The organism is Acidovorax sp. BL-A-41-H1 (assembly GCF_051942715.1).
In genome coordinates, this window is sequence record NZ_JBPVJQ010000005.1 from 445,111 (window position 1) to 461,024 (window position 15,914).

The window sequence follows — 15,914 nt, forward strand, 5'->3', positions numbered from 1 at the left end:
TTTCTTTTTCAGTCTTGTCCGCCATCGCGGCCGAAGCAGTTGCGTGTGTTGCAGCTGGAGTGACTGACGAGTTGCCAGGCAGCTGCACGGTTGCCAGTCCGCCGATTCCCTCGTGTTTTGAAATCACTGGAGAATCGGATGTTCAAGGGTACTTACCTTCAAGAGATGCCGCACGCATGGCGCGGCGGTAGAAAGATCAAGCTCGCGGCAGGCGCCGCAGCTATATGGCTGAGCGCCTCGGGCGGTGCCTTTTCCCAGGGCCTGCCACCAGGGCCAGCCGTTGGCGAACGAGCACCTCAGTCTGCTGCAGCGGCCGCAGCTGAGCCTTTGTCGCTGGCCAAGGCCATCGAACTGGCCCTGGAGGGAAATCCGGAGGTGGCTGCGGCAAAGCGCCAATGGGAGGCAACCGAAGGACAGGTTCTTCAAGGACGCTCGCGCCCCAATCCAGAGCTCGCGTACTCGCTGGAAGACACACGCTCCAAAACACGTACGCAAAGCTGGCAACTCAATCTTCCCTTGGAATTGGGCGGAAAGCGTGCAGCACGCACCAAGGCGGCCGAAAAAACGCGCGAGCAAGCACAGGCCCAACTCGCCGAGCTGCAAGCCACCGTGCGGGCCAATGTCGCTGCCGCTTACTTTGATGTTCTGACTGCGCAGGAACGATTGGTACTAGCCAGAGACAGCGCAGCGCTGGCCAAATCTTCAACGGATACCGTCTCAAAGCGTGTAGCCGCTGGCAAAGTGTCCCCAGTGGAAGAGTCCAAGGCCCGGGTTGCCGAAGCCGGCGTTCGCGTCGAACTCGCCCAGGCCGCAAGCGAACAACGCAATGCACTGTCTCGCCTTTTCGCGCTGTTGGGACGGATCGATGCGCCTTACACCGTCCTGGAGGGCAAGGCCGAGAACCTGCCCTCGGTCCCGAGCCTCGTCGATCTCCAGCCCCTGATTGCTTCTTCGCCAGGCGTGGTACTTGCGCGAATCGAGGTGGATCGGCGCAAGGCCTTGACCGACCTGGAACAAAGCAAACGCGTCCCCGATGTCACCGTCAGCGTCGGCATGCAGCGCAGCAACGAGACGCAGCGCAACGTCCTTCTTTTCGGGGTCTCTGTGCCTCTTCCCGTCTTCGACCGCAACCAAGGCAACCTCCTGGAGGCGCTGAAACTTGAGGACAAGGCCCGCGATGAGCTGCAAGCAGCCACCGTGCGCCTGCACAGCGAAGTGGCGCAGGCACGAGAGCGCCTTTCCACGATCACCGCAGAGGTTCAGTCACTGCAGCAGGAAGTTCTGCCCGGTGCGAAGTCGGCCTATGACGCCGCCACCATTGGGTTCGAGAACGGTAAGTTCAATTTCCTGGAAGTGCTCGATGCCCAACGCACTTACTTCACCGCCAAATCCCAGTACCTCAAAGCCCTTGGCGAAGCACACCGTGCAGCGGCTGATATCGACCGCCTGCTCGGGGCCAGCATGGTTCCCGGCCTGATCGCAACGCAACACTGAGCATGACCATGAACATGAACTCCAGCAAATCCACCATCAGTAAAAAACACCTGATCGCCATTGCAGTAGTCCTCGCAATAGGGGTCGGTGCGGGAACCTTCATCTTGCAAGGTGGCGGCAAGCCCAAAGCCGCAGCCACCGAGGACGATGGCCACGGTCACGGCGGCCACACCGAGGCCAAGGGGCACGGCGACGGCGAGCACCATGGCAAGGGTGGCGAAAAGGGCCACGACGATGACAAGGGGCATGCCGATGGTGAACACCACGAAAAGAGCGAAGCCAAGGGCCCACATGGAGGTACCGTGTTCAAGGAAGGCGACTTCAGCTTGGAAGCGTTGTTGTCTGAAGACGGTGGCGAGCCTCGACTGCGAATCTGGCTGTCCGACAAAGATAAACCGCTGCCCCTGAATGCTGCAACGGTCACGGCAACTGTGACCCGCCCGACAGATGAAAAGCAGAAACTGACGTTTGCCGCTGAAAAAGACAGTCTTGTCAGCCGAGAGATCGTTGCTGAACCCCATGCTTTCGACATCGAGATCATTGCGCAGACTGCCACAGAGCCTTTCATGTTCGTGATGAGCAAGGAAGAAGGAAAGATCGAACTGACCGATGCCCAGATAAAGGCTGCATCCATCAGCCTGGACGCTGCTGTGAAAGCCAACATCAAGACGGCGTTGCTCCTTCCCGGGGAGATACGCTTGAACGAAGATCGCACGTCTCACGTTGTTCCCCGGCTTGCGGGAGTCGTGGAAAGCGTCAATGCCAGCTTGGGCCAAGTGGTCAAGAAAGGGCAAGTTTTGGCGGTGATCGCGAGCCCGACTGCTTCCGAGCAACGCAGCGAGCTGCAGACGGCCCAAAAGCGCTTATCGCTGGCAAAGACCACCTACGAGCGAGAAAAAAAGCTGTGGGAGCAGAAGGTGTCTGCCGAGCAGGACTACCTGCAGGCCAAGCAGGCCTTGAGCGAAGCAGAGGTCGCAGTAGCCAACGCCAATCAGAAACTGAGCGCGATGGGCCTGTCCGCCTCGTCGGTAGCAGGACTGAACCGTATCGAGTTGCGAGCGCCCTTTGATGGCATTGTCATCGAGAAGCACCTTAGTCTCGGCGAAGCCGTGAAGGAAGATGCTGCGGTTTTCACCATCTCGGACCTTTCCCAGGTGTGGGCTGAGATCAATGTTCCGGCGAAAGATCTGCCATCGGTTCGTGTGGGCGAAAAGGTCACGATCAAGGCCACCGCCTTTGACGCCTCCGCTACAGGCACTGTCGCTTTTGTAGGAGCGCTCATTGGCGAGCAAACCCGCACGGCAAAAGCCCGCGTGGTTCTTGACAACCCCAAGGGCGCTTGGCGCCCCGGCCTGTTTGTCAATGTTGAGGTGGTGTCCGAAGAAACGGCAGCGCCTGTAACCATCTCGGCCGACGCCGTCCAAAACGTCGGGGAAAAGCCGGTGGTCTTCCTCAAGGTTGATGGAGGCTTTATCGCTCAACCCGTGAAGCTGGGCCGAAGCGATGGCAAGCGGGTCGAAGTCCTATCGGGTCTCAAAGCCGGTATGCCCTACGCCTCGACCGGCAGCTTCGTCGTGAAGTCTGAACTCGGCAAGGGATCTGCCGAACACACGCACTGATCGCGGAGCGCATACATGTTTGAAAAACTCATTCGATTCTCGATCGAGCAGCGATGGTTGGTGCTTCTAGCGGCCCTGGGCATGGCGGCGCTTGGCGTCATCAGCTACCAAAAGCTGCCTATCGATGCGGTCCCTGACATCACGAACGTCCAGGTTCAGATCAACACACAGGCCGCAGGCTACTCGCCTTTGGAGACTGAGCAGCGGGTTACATACCCCATTGAGACGGTCATGGCTGGCCTGCCAAACCTGGAGCAGACCAGGTCGCTTTCGCGGTACGGTCTGTCGCAGGTGACCGTCATTTTTAAAGACGGAACCGACATCTATTTTGCTCGGCAGCTCGTCAACGAGCGTATCCAGGAGGCGCGCGACAAGCTGCCTGCCGGCATCACGCCAGCGCTGGGGCCCATCTCGACCGGGCTGGGCGAAATCTATCTCTGGACTGTCGAAACCAAGGACGGGGCGAAGAAGCCCGATGGCTCACCCTATACCGCAACAGACCTGCGCGAGATTCAGGACTGGATCATCAAGCCACAGCTGCGAAATGTTCCTGGCGTGACCGAGATCAATTCCATTGGCGGCTTTGCCAAGGAATACCAGATCGCGCCCATCCCTGAACGCCTGGCTTCTCTGGGCGTGACACTGCAGGATGTGGTTACTGCGCTGGACCGCAACAACGGCAATGTGGGCGCGGGCTATATCGAAAAGCGTGGCGAGCAGTATCTGATTCGTGCACCTGGTCAGGTGAAGTCGCTTGAAGACATCGGTAACGTGATCCTCAGCAGCGCCAACGGTGTTCCTGTGCGCGTTCGCGACGTGGCAGAAGTTGGCATTGGCCGGGAACTGCGCACAGGTGCTGCAACAGACAACGGACGCGAAGTGGTCCTCGGCACGGTGTTCATGCTGATCGGCGAGAACAGCCGGACTGTCTCGCAGGCGGTGGACAAGAAGATGTTGGAAGTCAACAAGAGCCTCCCAGAGGGGGTACACGCGGTGACAGTCTACGACCGTACCGTGCTTGTTGACAAAGCCATCAGTACGGTGAGGAAGAACCTGCTGGAAGGCGCGGTTCTGGTGATCGTGATCCTGTTCCTCTTCCTGGGCAACATTAGGGCCGCAATCATTACCGCGATGGTCATCCCCTTGTCGATGCTCTTCACGTTCACCGGGATGGTTCACTACAAGGTGAGTGCCAACCTGATGAGCCTGGGAGCCCTGGACTTCGGCATCATCATCGACGGTGCTGTCGTGATCGTGGAGAACTGCGTGCGGCGACTTGCCCACGCACAAGCGCACCACGGTCGGCCACTGACGCGGGCCGAGCGCTTCCATGAGGTGTTTTTGGCATCCCAGGAGTCAAGGCGTCCATTGCTGTTCGGACAGCTCATCATCATGGTGGTGTACCTGCCCATCTTCGCGCTGACAGGCGTTGAAGGGAAGATGTTCCACCCCATGGCATTCACGGTGGTCGCGGCACTGCTGGGCGCCATGGTTCTGTCGGTGACATTCATCCCCGCAGCGGTGGCCCTGTTCATCGGCAATCGGGTCAGCGAGAAGGAAAACTTCCTGCTGGGCCATGCCAAGCGCTTGTATGGTCCACTGCTCGACCGTGTCATGGCCGCCAAGGCGGTCGTACTGACCGCAGCTGCAGTTGCGGTGATCTTGTGCGGGTTGATCGCCACGCGTATGGGCAGCGAGTTTGTACCCAATCTCAATGAAGGCGACTTTGCGATCCAGGCGCTGCGCATCCCAGGTACCAGCCTTTCCCAGTCAGTCCAAATGCAGCAGCAGATTGAAAGGACCTTGAAAGAGAAATTCCCCGAGATCGAGCGCATTTTCGCCAGAACCGGTACTGCGGAGATTGCCTCGGACCCCATGCCGCCGAACATTTCGGACGGGTACATCATGCTCAAGCCCGTGGACGAATGGCCTGAGCCGCGCAAGACCCGAGACGAGTTGCTTGCCGCAATTCAGGAAGTCCTGGGCAAAATTCCTGGCAACAACTACGAGTTCTCCCAGCCCATTCAGTTGCGCTTCAACGAGCTGATTTCGGGTGTGCGAAGCGACGTGGCGGTAAAGATTTTCGGTGACGACATGGACGTGTTGAACAAGTCCGCCGAAGAGGTCTCCGCAATGCTGCAGAAGATCCAGGGGTCATCCGAGGTGAAGGTCGAGCAAACAACAGGCCTTCCGATGCTCACGGTGAACATCGACCGCCAGAAGGCTGCACGCTATGGCCTTAACGTCGCCGACATCCAAGACACCGTGGCCACCGCCATCGGTGGTCGCGAGGCGGGCACCATGTTCGAGGGAGACCGCCGGTTTGACATCCTGGTTCGCTTGCCTGAGACCCTGCGTAACGACCTGGAAGGGATGAAACGGCTCCCTATTCCGCTGCCGCGTTCTGCCAGTGGCACGGAGGCCAAGACGAACTTCATCCCCTTGGGCGAGGTCGCGACTTTCGAACTTGCACCCGGCCCCAACCAGGTGAGCCGCGAAAACGGCAAGCGGCGCATCGTCGTAAGCACCAACGTGCGCGGGCGCGATGTGGGTTCCTTTGTGGCAGAGGCCGAGCAAGGCCTGGCCCAGATCAAGATTCCTACCGGCTACTGGACGAGCTGGGGTGGAACCTTCGAGAACCTGCAATCGGCCACGAAGCGCCTGCAGATCGTTGTGCCTGTGTCTCTGCTGCTGGTTTTCGTGCTGCTGTTCGCAATGTTCGGCAATGCCAAGGACGGTTTGCTGGTATTCACAGGCATCCCGTTCGCTTTGACGGGGGGCATTCTGGCGCTTTGGCTTCGGGATATCCCGATGTCCATCTCCGCGGCCGTTGGCTTCATCGCGCTCTCTGGGGTGGCAGTGCTCAACGGGCTGGTGATGATTTCCTATATCCGCAGCTTGAGGCAGGGCGGCGTTGGACTTGACGAAGCGATCCGGGATGGCGCGTTGACCCGGTTGCGCCCCGTGCTGATGACTGCCCTGGTGGCCTCGCTGGGCTTCATTCCCATGGCCATTGCGACGGGCACCGGCGCTGAAGTCCAGCGTCCCCTGGCCACCGTAGTGATCGGCGGGATTCTTTCGTCCACGCTGCTCACGCTTCTCGTGCTGCCGATTCTTTACCGTCTGGCCCACCGGCCCGACGAGGAAGATGAGGACGTGTCTGCTGAGCCCTCGCATCCCCCGGACGTGTCCGCTCCCGTGTAGTTGAAACGGTCCCGCTCGCTGATCGCGGGACCTTCCCTTTTCTCCAACCCCAAAGGAAATGTCATGAAACTCTCCCAACTCATTCTCGCAGTGGCGGTGTCGGCCTGCGGCACGGCGTTCGCTGCTGACAACCATGGTCACGACATCAAACCGATGCACGGTGGTGCTGTCGCCGAAGCCAAGGAGGTCGAGTACGAACTCGTCGCCAGCGCCGACAAGCTGCAGCTCTATATGCGCGATCATGGAAAGCCAGTTGCCGTGGCGGGAATGACCGCCAAGGTCACGCTGCTGGCAGGCAGCGAGAAACAGGATGTCCAGCTCCAAGCCGGTGACGGCAAGCTGGAAGCCACGGGCAGCTTCAAAGTCCCCGCCGGTACCAAAGCCGTCGTCGCTGTCTCGAAGGCCGGCAAGTCGGTTGCCTCTGTTCGTTTCACGCTGAAGTAATACGAAGCCTGGCTGGGGGGATCGCCCTCGCGACGCCCCAGTGTTGATCCACTTTCAGCAGTCCGTTCACGTCAAAGCAACTGACTACATAGCGGCGAGTTCGGTCAGCCCATCGGCAATATGCCTTTGCTGGAGGCACAAAGGAGCGATCCATGTCAATGCAGGCGGCACAGGTCGCGCCTTTTGCCAAACTGTTCTGGATTTGGATCGGCTTGTTGACCTCCGTGTTTGTGTTTTGGAGGCTGCGGCGTATCTGGCTCAAACGCCATCCGCCAATGGACATAAAAATCAAGTACAGCCGACGCCTGGCCAAGAGACTGAGGGATCGACAGGCAATGCGTTTCAAACACCGAAAAACACCGAAATCGCGGTGCCGCCATATGCAATCCAAGGAGGCAGACCGTGGGTGACGGTACCGGGGTCGCTGATGAAGCTTCAGGCAATACGCAACAACCTCCACAGCAAAAAAACAGATCCATGACAAAAATACCTACATATTCAGGCACCCGCCGCCTCTCCGTGATCCTCAGCTCTGTGCTGGCAGCTAGCCTGCTGGCGGGTTGTGCTACCTCTACTGGGGCCGATCCCTCCGCCGAAGCGCCATACTGCTACAAGACCAGTAAGGGCAGAGTAGTCGCGTGCACTCGGGTACCCGCCCCCAGCCTGAATGCCGACGCTCAGGCGAAGCGCTTTACTCCCGATCCGAATGCGCTCACCGTCTACGTCGTACGGCGCAACTGGGGAGATGGCGGGCGGTTTGTGAAGATCAGCGCGGATAACGAAATGGCCGCCGAGACTCTCCCCAACACGATGGTGCGCTTCAAGTTGAAGCCAGGAACGCATACGTTCACCTTGGATTTCGAAGGAGAGCGTCAAGTCGCAACCGTGGATGGTAAAGCTGGTGACCTACGATTTCTTCGGATCGATGGAACGGTTTGGGCATGGAAGAGCACGTTTGTATGGGCGACTGACGGCGAGGATGCAATTCGGGAAAGGGCTTACAAGGCTCGCCTGGTCGCCGACCTGACGGTCAAGTGACCTCGGGGGAGCAGACAAAAAAATACCGGGGGTTCAGTGAACGTGTTGATGGTGCACGTCAGGAGCATGGGGATGGGCGTGGGTCATAGGTTCATGGGTGTGCTTGTGACTGTGGCTGCCCTTTGGCATCACATCGTGCACATGTGAATGGTGCCCATCGTCGTGCCGGTGGGCATGCTCATGCTCAAGCACTTCGTGTGTGTGCTCGTGACCATGGCCTTCCGCCAAGTGCAGTACCACTCCCGTGGTTAAGGAGTACGCATGGCTCACGGATCGCCAGTTCGTGGACGCCGTGGCCGTGGCCATGATCACCCCCGGCCCGGTGGTTATCACGACAGGATTTATCGGCTTCCTCATCAGCGGCTTCTGGGGCGCGGTCGTCGCGGCGTTGGCAACCTTTATGCCCTGCTACTTGCTCACCGTGATTCCCGCGCCGTACTTCGAGAAGCATGGCAAACATCCTGGTGTGCTGGCGTTCGTTGACGAAGTGACTTTGGCTCCGTGGACGCTTGGCGCAGCCAGTTCACTGGGCTGGCCAAGGCCATGGGGGGCGGATCGGGATGGGCCTTGCTGTCCTGGTCCTCCCGCGAGAGCCGCCTCATCAACCACTGGGCGGCCGACCCACACGCACCTCCTGGCCGGCGCAACGCCCGTACTGGCGCTGGACATGTACGAGCATGCGTACCAACTGGACTTCGGGGCCAAGGCGGGCGCCTATGTGGATGCCTACATGGCGAAATCCAGTGGGACAAGGTCTACAAGCGCTAAGGCGCTGCTGTCGAGGCGGATGCGTTGGCATTTGGCATCGACACAGGCTCTGCGCTGGCCGGTGCGGCAGGTGCGTTTGACTTGCGACTTGAGGAGGACTATCTGCAGAGCCCGCAGGTCATTGCCGGAGTGTCCTCGCGCGATCCGTCGCGCGTGTTGGAGTGGAGCCAGGAACTGGACGCCACGAAACCTGTGCGGCTGTATTGCTTGCGCGGCAAGGACATTGGCCGCTCTACGTTCCTGGCGCTGCGGGCACGCGGCATGAACGCGCGCTACCACGTGGGCGGCATCGAGGCCTGGCAAGCCGCTGCCCTGCCTCTGGAAACGCAAGGAGGTGCCGCATGAAATGGGTCACCCGCGAGCGGCCCAAGATCGACCGCATTGCCTGCCCCTGGCTGATTGCCCGGTTCATCGACAAAGAGCCGGAATTCCTCTATAAGCCTACAGCCTCGGTGCTTCAGGTGGCCCAGGACACGGGAGCGATCCCCTACGACGTGCGCGGCGTCGAATTGACCCACGACGGTGACCTGTGCAGCTTTGACGCCTTTCTCAAGAAGTACGAACTCACCGATCCCGCCCTACAGCAACTGACCGTGATCGTGCGGGGCGCAGACACATCCAGGCTGGACCTGGCGCCGCAGTCTGCGGGCCTCTAGGCGCTGTCGCTTGGCCTGTGCAAGACCTTCAGCGATGACCTTGAGATGCTAGGGCATGGCATGGTGATGTACAACGCGCTCCATGCTTGGTGTAAGTCCTGCTAGGCAGAAACCCACAATTGGCCCCCGAGTATGGCCGCATGACGGCGGGTGCTAGGCGGTGGCTCAGCCGCTTTACCAAGGCGTTGTGAGCGCATTTCCTGTGCATGACGCTTGCTCCGTTGGCCTGCGCGGCGCCCCCGGAAACGAAACTGACCACCGCGCAGATCCGCGCCACGCTGGGCGGGCACCATGTCACCGACGGACGCCATTGGGGGCATGACTATTTCCTGGACGGCCGCCTAGAGCGTTCAGAAAACGGCCGCACACGCGCCGGACGCTGGAGCACGCAGAACAACCAACTCTGCCTGCTGCTGCCCGAGGTCAGCAAGGTCTCGCCCGTCTGCTTTGACGTGGTGCGCGTGGGGGAGGAATTGCAGTATCGCGATGCGGGCAGTGTGGTGTACGCAGGCACGGTCAGAAAGAGTCCGTCTCGTTGAGGCTCCTCGTCAGTCTCTACGGCGTTTGCCCCGCCTTGGCCCCACGCGGGGCCTTCGGCACTATTGGAGGTTGGTCACACTTCCACGCGTTGAAGTAAACCTCATCGCCCACGGCCATGCCGGAGCCCGCGTCAACTCTGGCGAAGTGCCCACGGGTTCGGGTGACTTCCCGCCATCGGATGACTGCAATCTGGTCGGTGGGGCCGAGCTCCATTTGCCGGCAGCGAGAGCCGCTCACCTTCAAGAATTCGTCCGCTTGGATTAATTTGGTCACTTTGCCGACCCTCCAGCCTTCGGACCAAGCGTACCGGTCCTCGTAGACAGGTGTGCTGCAGCCGGAGATCGCAAGGAATGTCAGCGCAGCAGCTGACAAGAGCATTGATTTTTTCATCATGAAATTTCCTTAGCCGCTGTCTCGGTACCGCTCAATGAGTCAATGCCTGTGCTGATGGTGCACATCGGGCGCGTGGGGATGGGCATGAGTCACCGGCTCGTGAAAGTGCACATGGCTATGGCTCCCAGTGGGCATCACGTCATGGGAGTGCGTATGGTGTCCATCGTCGTGACGGTGGGCATGCTCATGCTCCAGCGGGTCATGCGCATGTTCATGCCCGTGACTTTCAGCCAAATGCAGCAGCACCCCCGCAAGCATCAGAAGACCACCGAGCAGCATCAGCCACCCCGCAGACCGTTCACCGAAGCCGAACGCTACAGCCGCACCGATGAAAGGTGCAAAGGCGAACACGGAGCCAGTCCGCGCCGCCCCAAAAGCCCGCTGCGCTAGAAGGTAGAACCGAAGACTCAAGCCATACCCCGTGGCCCCCACGGCAAAGAGCCCTAGAGCTGCCGTCAGGGTGGGCAAAGGCTCGCCCCACGCCATGGCAAGACATGCTGTCGCAGCGGCTCCCAGCGAGGCCTTTGCCATTACGACCTGGCTGGGATCGCGCTCGGCCAGTCCCCGGGACAGGGTGTTGTCCACGCCCCAGGCCACCGTCGCCAGTAGCACGGCAAGCAGACCGAGCAGCTGCGTGCCGCCCTGCAGGCCCTGGTCCATGACCAAAGCCATGCCACCGGCCAGCAAAAGAAGCATGGCTGCCCACACACGGCGGTCCATGGTCTCGCTATACAACCACCACGCCAGAGTGGCTGTGAACAGCGCTTCCAGCGTGAGCATGAGCGACGCGCTGGCGCCACTCGTGTGTTGCAGACCCCAGGACAGGGCGACAGGACCTAGGGCAGCGCCAAACCCCGCCATGCCGATGAGGCGCCAGGCGTCGGATCTTTGCAACCTTGCCTCGTGGGCAGCGGTCCGCAGGGACAAGGCACCAACGACAGCAGCCCCTGCATACAGCAGCGCAGCCGTCGTGAACGCCCCCAGCCCAGCACCCAGCCGTTGAACCAGCGGGGTGCTGATGCCAAACAAGGCTGCGGCCAGCAAGGCCAGCAGACCGCCTCGCAGTGCAGGCAAGGACAGAGAGCCGCGCGCCATGGGCCTTACTTCACCGTGAATCGTACAGTGACGGTCTTTTTGCTGTTGGTCGTGATCAGCGCAACCACCTTTGTGCCCTTGACCAACTTCACGCCCTTGGCCTCCAGCTTGTTTGCGCCAGCTGGTTTCAGGGACACTTCGGACTTTTCTGCACCGTTGAGCACCGTCAGTTTGCCGTCGAACCGCGAGGCATCCGAATCTTTGCCGTGGTCCTGGATGTAGATCTCCGCGCCTTCGGCAGTGGCAACCAGCTCAAACGACAAGTCCGCGGCGGTCTGCACAACCCCACCGTGCATGGGGGCGGCAGAACCATGGGCCATTGCCGTAGGAGCGAAGAGTGCAGATGCGGCCAGCATCAAAGCACCCCCAGTCAGATGGGAGAGTTTGGTCTTGATGGTCATTGCGTTTCGTTTGGATGAGAAATTGCGTAATACGGCGCGCTTGGGCAGGCGGCGCACTAATGCCTACGGGAAAGGGTGAGAGTTAAATGGTCGGCGCAGCGTTCAATAGGCCTCCTGGGCCGCAGTGGCTCCCGTGGGTGCCTGGGTATCTCCTGAAGAGATCGCACTTGGGCATCAGCCAGGTCGGCCTCGGTCCTGGAGGCTGCAATGCCCCAGGCAGCTTCTCGCACCAGGCCCGCGAAATGTAGGCGCCCCGCTTGGACGGCAGCTCGGGAGAGTTCTACGTCGGCATCAACGGCGGCGCCGCGTGCATTGCGCTGTCCGGGCAACCACAACGGCCAGACAAGACCGGCCTCGGATTCCCGCCGTCCAGCCGAGGCTTGCCAGCGGTCGTCACGGTAGGACAACTCCAGTGCAGGGGGCGCCGCCCACGGGCTTGAGATAGCCACCCGTTCAGCAGCAGCCCGCTGGGTCTGCCCTTCGGCTTCTCTCGCCTGTGTGGCTCGCTGCCATGCGCCCTCCACGGCTTGCGCAAGCGCTGGGCTCGCGGTTGATACCGTGGCTGAGTGTGATGGGGGGATGTTGGCTTGCGCAAAGGCTGCGCCAACGAGGGCGCAGCTGAAAGCACAGCCAGCGGCGCAACGCACCGCAAGCCTGGAAATGACAAAACTCACGTGATTCCTGACCGATCAAGGCAGTGGTCCAGGATCGTTGACGCATCAGCGCCTGATCGAAAGGACTACCGCACCGATGAACAACCACGCTTTCGTGAAGAAGGCGTGGCGCTAAAGGTGGATCAGGAAATCAGTCGGGGAGGTCGTCGTAAACCGTCCAGATAGGGGGACGGGCTGACGGTTTCAGCGTTTACAGCCGGTGTGGGCGAGCGGTCAGCAGGAAGCGACAGCTCCGGAAAATGGAAAAGTGCTGCCGTCCCTAGACCTGCTTCCGCAAGCATGTGCTGGACCGACTCCTGGGAATTGTCCTGGTGCATCACACCATCTTCGTCATGGTGGTGCGCAGCACCTTCCAAATGCATCTCAGCGTGCTCCACATGAAACCCTCCCTCGTGGTCGAACGCAGCCGTCTGGCGGGCCGTTGCGAAGGCCTGGCAGAAGAAGGAGAGCAACAGGATGACTGCGAGCAGTCGGCGCATGAAGTAGATAACGGGCTATTGGGAGCTGATCGCAATCATAGCTATACTGGAATGCTCACCTGCAAAATCCATGTCAAGCGGACAGGTTTCGCAAGTGATCGGTCCACGGCGAGGTCACGGCTGAACAGCTGCTCACCCGGGATTACACCGCCAAGGCGGTCGGTGACTTAGCAATGTCCGGTATCCGCTTTAACGGACATTCAAACGCTCAGTTTGAACGACAGCAACCAGCCTGAAGCTGTCTCCCGGGCAATTCTTCTCGCCGACTGCTCCTGGCCGGCAGGGTCAACTCGGCGATCAACTTAGCAGCAGTCGCTCGGCCTGAACTTCAGCCTTGGTCATTCCACCATCGGACTCGTCTGTAACCAGGCTCACTCGGCCGAGGGATGTCATTGGGCTCTGGCTGCAGTAGCCTTCGATCTCATGAACACATTTCGCATAGCCACCTGGAATCTTGACGGCTACCGCTCAAATGCAAAATCCCTTCTGCCACGGCAACTTGAAGTTCTTCAAGAACTGCTTGCTGACATCGTGGTCTTGACCGAGGTCCGGGATACAACGCTACTGCCCGGAAAGCAGTTTTGGTGGTCTGATCCAGGGGAGCCACCTTACACACCACGGGATCGGGCAGTCGGTATTGCATCTTCGTGGGAAGGAAGAGCACTGCCTGTTAGGGATAGTCGCCTCTCTGTATGCGTCGCCCTGACAGCACCACCTCCGTTGGGGTGCATCATTGTCTACGGCATCATCATTCCGTACTCAATGGACGGCGTGCGCCAACGAGTCGCTTCGGCATGGGAGCGACACCAGAAAGCTGTGGATGATGTTGTTGCGGATCTTTGCCACTTGCGATCTGACCCTGCATTGCGAGAAGCCAGGATCGTCTTGGCTGGTGACTTCAATACCAGCCTTGATGGCAGCAATTGGTATGGTCATCATGGAGCACGCATAAGGCTAGTTGATGGACTAACCAGCATTGGCCTTACGTGTCACACGCTGGAAGACATCCGCGCGACAAGGGCAGCAGATAGGGCCATCGTGGATCACATTTGGAGCAGCTCTGATCTGATTTCATGCGAACCTCTTCATATCTGGTGCGACCGCAATGAACCTGGCAGACTCTCGGATCACAACGGAGTTGTCCTGCGACTTGTCGTCAACAGTTGATTGCATTGTTACGTGCCTCTAGCAGTAGCAACCTGTCCAAAGAAGTCCGTCAACAAGACGGTGTAAGCGCTGCGATGGGACGTATTGACCCAGGCACTCTGCGCAGGCGACGACGTTGAAGCGGACTTGCTGGTTGGAGTGCGGTCGAACGACTGCCGTCGGCGGCGCAGCACTTGTTCGAGGTCAAGGGCTCTGAATGACCGCTGTTGGCGCTCACCGCCGTCCAGTCATCTTCCGCGCATGTCTCACATCAGCTTTTAGGCAGCTGCCAGCAAGTCAGCCAATTTGAACCAACTCGTGGTCAATGTACTTCTTCATTCAGAAGTCCCTGGGTAAGTTCCAAGGCGTCCTGGGTGCTCAGCCAGGCTGGGCGCGGACGACCTTTTTTCGTGTCGCACCTGAGCACTGCATCGATCATGTTTGGGGGAATACCTGTGATCCCGATCCGCGCACCTACAAGTCCTCCGACTATGCAAGCATTGGTATCTGTGTCCCCTCCATACCCGAGGACACTTTGTAGTGCGTCGATGTACGGAGTGCCGAGTCGCATGTGATGAAAAGCGTGGATAAAGGCGATACGCACAAACCCCATGCTGGGTTGTCCGTCTGGCAATTTGCCAATGGCAGCATCTTCAAGCCATCCATGCACTTCCTCCGAGTCGTCTCTTGGGGCAAGTGCAAGCGCCCATCGCGCCTGCTCAAACGCACCCTCAGTGTCGTTGGGGTGGAGTAGCAAATGCCGAATGGCAACAACGTAGGCAGCGCTAGCCCACAAACAGCTAGGATTTGGATGAGTGAGGCGTGCATCGTCGCAAGCGGCTCTCACCGCATCCTCAGGTGATACTCCTGTAGACCAGATGCCCAACGCACTGGCTCTCATAAGAGCTCCATTTGCCTTGGAGCCCTTGTTGTACATCGCCGCTCTTCTCGAAACAGAATCGGCTATGAAATCTCCGACTTCGATCGGTCCCCCGAGTGCTGCAGAGGTAGCTTGCCCCATATCGAAGGGATTGCTGGCAACCCATGCGCGGTAGTTGGTCGCGACCTTCTCGCGCGGAAATTGGGAAGAACCTGCGAGGGCACGGGCGAGTGAGAGCGTCATTTCTCCATCGTCTGTGATTTGGCCTGGAGCCAGCCCAAAGACTCCTCCGCCTTTCATCGCCAACGCTTCTGTCACATCGGCCTGCGTCGGTATTCTTCCGAGGAACTCCAGTCGAGACCCTGCTGCGTCACCGACCAAAGCGCCGAGTAAACATCCTTGAGCCAAGTTCTGGATGGAATTCATGCTTTTCTTCCCGAGGAAAAATTCTCCTGCTCTGCGGCAGTACAGGCATCAAATGGAGGCGTGTCGGGTGCGTCTTCAGTCATCCACCGCCGTAGTTCTCGAGACACGAAGTCCGCAAACACCGCCAGGGAGTCTTGATCGTTAAGGATTGATTCGCCCGCCGGCCCCCGCGCATGAAAACTCCACACATGGCCCATCCAAGTGGCTCGCAGCCACACGTCACCATCCTTCCCGTGCCAGAAGTCTGCGACGGAAGAACTGGACCCAGAAAAGCCTCCCAGAACCGTACAGCCCACTCCTGGTACCGGGCAGCGCCTTAGGCCCTTTGCGGAAAACGCAGGCAGGCTTGCCACTATGAACGCACTGGTCGAATTCAAGACGTAGCCCATTTCTTGCCAAAGAGCTCCTTGCCGTCTGTCACCAATGGACCAAATTCATGAGTCTCACGATTGAGAACACGGTAGCCCGTCTCCGCCTTTTTCTTGGTATTCCACTGGTAGAGCAAAACCTTGCCCACTTGGTAAAGATCAGCCACCCGTTCCATACGGGCAATTTCTTCAGGTGTGGGTGTCTTTGCACCGCCCCCCTTGACCTGGATGAGCATGATGTCAAAGAGGTCTAGGTGCTTGAGGTCGGCGTCCTCGGGGGAGTCTGATA

Annotated in this window: 14 protein-coding genes and 3 pseudogenes; 10 read left to right on the forward strand and 7 right to left on the reverse strand. The window is 59.4% G+C overall.

The genetic code is table 11. The features are described from left to right. Nucleotides 1–138 precede the first annotated feature (138 nt). The 5 genes from ACTPOI_RS13180 (at nt 139) to ACTPOI_RS13200 (ending at nt 7,799) form a co-directional block, all read left to right on the forward strand. Nucleotides 139–1,494: a TolC family protein gene (locus ACTPOI_RS13180; RefSeq protein ID WP_440109448.1), complete on the forward strand. Its 1,356-nt coding sequence runs from the start codon at nt 139–141 to the stop codon at nt 1,492–1,494. Between the two features lie 2 nt (nt 1,495–1,496). Next, nucleotides 1,497–3,113: an efflux RND transporter periplasmic adaptor subunit gene (locus ACTPOI_RS13185; protein ID WP_015013002.1), complete on the forward strand. Its 1,617-nt coding sequence runs from the start codon at nt 1,497–1,499 to the stop codon at nt 3,111–3,113. A gap of 15 nt (nt 3,114–3,128) precedes the next feature. Continuing rightward, a complete protein-coding gene (locus ACTPOI_RS13190; RefSeq protein WP_440109450.1) occupies nt 3,129–6,317 on the forward strand; it encodes a CusA/CzcA family heavy metal efflux RND transporter in 3,189 nt (1,062 codons plus the stop codon). Between the two features lie 63 nt (nt 6,318–6,380). After that, entirely contained in the window at nt 6,381–6,761 is a 381-nt protein-coding gene (locus tag ACTPOI_RS13195) for a hypothetical protein (RefSeq protein WP_015013004.1), read from the forward strand. A 402-nt stretch (nt 6,762–7,163) separates the two neighbouring features. Beyond that, on the forward strand, nt 7,164–7,799 hold the full coding sequence (locus tag ACTPOI_RS13200; protein ID WP_231940671.1) for a hypothetical protein: 636 nt from the start codon (nt 7,164–7,166) through the stop codon (nt 7,797–7,799). Between the two features lie 33 nt (nt 7,800–7,832). Here ACTPOI_RS13200 and ACTPOI_RS13205 read toward each other — a convergent pair. After that, nucleotides 7,833–8,042 (reverse strand): annotated as a pseudogene (locus ACTPOI_RS13205) (EamA/RhaT family transporter); the annotation flags it as partial. A 1-nt stretch (nt 8,043) separates the two neighbouring features. Here ACTPOI_RS13205 and ACTPOI_RS13210 point away from each other — a divergent pair. The 4 genes and pseudogenes from ACTPOI_RS13210 to ACTPOI_RS13225 all read left to right on the forward strand — a co-directional run. Continuing rightward, nucleotides 8,044–8,298, forward strand: a pseudogene (locus tag ACTPOI_RS13210) (chromate transporter); the annotation flags it as partial. 293 nt (nt 8,299–8,591) lie between these two features. Then, entirely contained in the window at nt 8,592–8,912 is a 321-nt protein-coding gene (locus ACTPOI_RS13215; RefSeq protein WP_051022504.1) for a rhodanese-like domain-containing protein, read from the forward strand. Continuing rightward, nucleotides 8,909–9,328: pseudogene (locus tag ACTPOI_RS13220) on the forward strand (chromate resistance protein ChrB domain-containing protein). The gene ACTPOI_RS13215 and the pseudogene ACTPOI_RS13220 overlap by 4 nt, the downstream one beginning before the upstream one ends. Nucleotides 9,329–9,429: 101 nt before the next feature. After that, on the forward strand, nt 9,430–9,762 hold the full coding sequence (locus ACTPOI_RS13225; protein WP_015013008.1) for a hypothetical protein: 333 nt from the start codon (nt 9,430–9,432) through the stop codon (nt 9,760–9,762). Nucleotides 9,763–9,778: 16 nt separating this feature from the next. Here the strand turns inward: ACTPOI_RS13225 and ACTPOI_RS13230 are convergent, their stop codons facing one another. The 4 genes from ACTPOI_RS13230 to ACTPOI_RS13245 form a co-directional block, all read right to left on the reverse strand. Beyond that, nucleotides 9,779–10,156, reverse strand: a complete 378-nt coding sequence (locus tag ACTPOI_RS13230) for a hypothetical protein (protein ID WP_015013009.1) — start codon at nt 10,154–10,156, stop codon at nt 9,779–9,781. 39 nt (nt 10,157–10,195) lie between these two features. Further along, nucleotides 10,196–11,251, reverse strand: a complete 1,056-nt coding sequence (locus tag ACTPOI_RS13235) for a DMT family transporter (protein ID WP_015013010.1) — start codon at nt 11,249–11,251, stop codon at nt 10,196–10,198. A 5-nt stretch (nt 11,252–11,256) separates the two neighbouring features. Continuing rightward, nucleotides 11,257–11,652, reverse strand: coding sequence for a hypothetical protein (locus tag ACTPOI_RS13240; RefSeq protein WP_015012994.1), 396 nt, complete (start codon nt 11,650–11,652; stop codon nt 11,257–11,259). A gap of 796 nt (nt 11,653–12,448) precedes the next feature. After that, complete coding sequence (locus ACTPOI_RS13245) at nt 12,449–12,805, reverse strand: hypothetical protein (protein WP_440109453.1); 357 nt, start codon at nt 12,803–12,805, stop codon at nt 12,449–12,451. A gap of 423 nt (nt 12,806–13,228) precedes the next feature. Here ACTPOI_RS13245 and ACTPOI_RS13250 point away from each other — a divergent pair, with 423 nt between their 5' ends. Then, on the forward strand, nt 13,229–13,972 hold the full coding sequence (locus ACTPOI_RS13250; protein ID WP_440109455.1) for an endonuclease/exonuclease/phosphatase family protein: 744 nt from the start codon (nt 13,229–13,231) through the stop codon (nt 13,970–13,972). Nucleotides 13,973–14,273: 301 nt separating this feature from the next. Here ACTPOI_RS13250 and ACTPOI_RS13255 read toward each other — a convergent pair whose 3' ends face one another. Both ACTPOI_RS13255 and ACTPOI_RS13260 read right to left on the reverse strand, forming a co-directional pair. Next, the gene (locus tag ACTPOI_RS13255; RefSeq protein ID WP_440109457.1) at nt 14,274–15,257 is read right to left on the reverse strand and encodes an ADP-ribosylglycohydrolase family protein; all 984 of its coding nucleotides are present in this window, start codon (nt 15,255–15,257) and stop codon (nt 14,274–14,276) included. A 373-nt stretch (nt 15,258–15,630) separates the two neighbouring features. Beyond that, nucleotides 15,631–15,914: hypothetical protein (locus tag ACTPOI_RS13260; RefSeq protein ID WP_440109459.1), on the reverse strand; the 284-nt coding region annotated here is incomplete at its 5' end.

Coding starts and splice junctions, on each gene's coding strand:
- ACTPOI_RS13185 (WP_015013002.1), top strand. CDS start 1,497: ATGACCATGAACATGAACTCCAGCAAATCCACCATCAGTAAAAAACAC.
- ACTPOI_RS13225 (WP_015013008.1), top strand. CDS start 9,430: ATGACGCTTGCTCCGTTGGCCTGCGCGGCGCCCCCGGAAACGAAACTG.
- ACTPOI_RS13180 (WP_440109448.1), top strand. CDS start 139: ATGTTCAAGGGTACTTACCTTCAAGAGATGCCGCACGCATGGCGCGGC.
- ACTPOI_RS13240 (WP_015012994.1), bottom strand. CDS start 11,652: ATGACCATCAAGACCAAACTCTCCCATCTGACTGGGGGTGCTTTGATG.
- ACTPOI_RS13245 (WP_440109453.1), bottom strand. CDS start 12,805: ATGCGCCGACTGCTCGCAGTCATCCTGTTGCTCTCCTTCTTCTGCCAG.
- ACTPOI_RS13250 (WP_440109455.1), top strand. CDS start 13,229: ATGAACACATTTCGCATAGCCACCTGGAATCTTGACGGCTACCGCTCA.
- ACTPOI_RS13230 (WP_015013009.1), bottom strand. CDS start 10,156: ATGATGAAAAAATCAATGCTCTTGTCAGCTGCTGCGCTGACATTCCTT.
- ACTPOI_RS13255 (WP_440109457.1), bottom strand. CDS start 15,257: ATGAATTCCATCCAGAACTTGGCTCAAGGATGTTTACTCGGCGCTTTG.
- ACTPOI_RS13235 (WP_015013010.1), bottom strand. CDS start 11,251: ATGGCGCGCGGCTCTCTGTCCTTGCCTGCACTGCGAGGCGGTCTGCTG.
- ACTPOI_RS13195 (WP_015013004.1), top strand. CDS start 6,381: ATGAAACTCTCCCAACTCATTCTCGCAGTGGCGGTGTCGGCCTGCGGC.
- ACTPOI_RS13190 (WP_440109450.1), top strand. CDS start 3,129: ATGTTTGAAAAACTCATTCGATTCTCGATCGAGCAGCGATGGTTGGTG.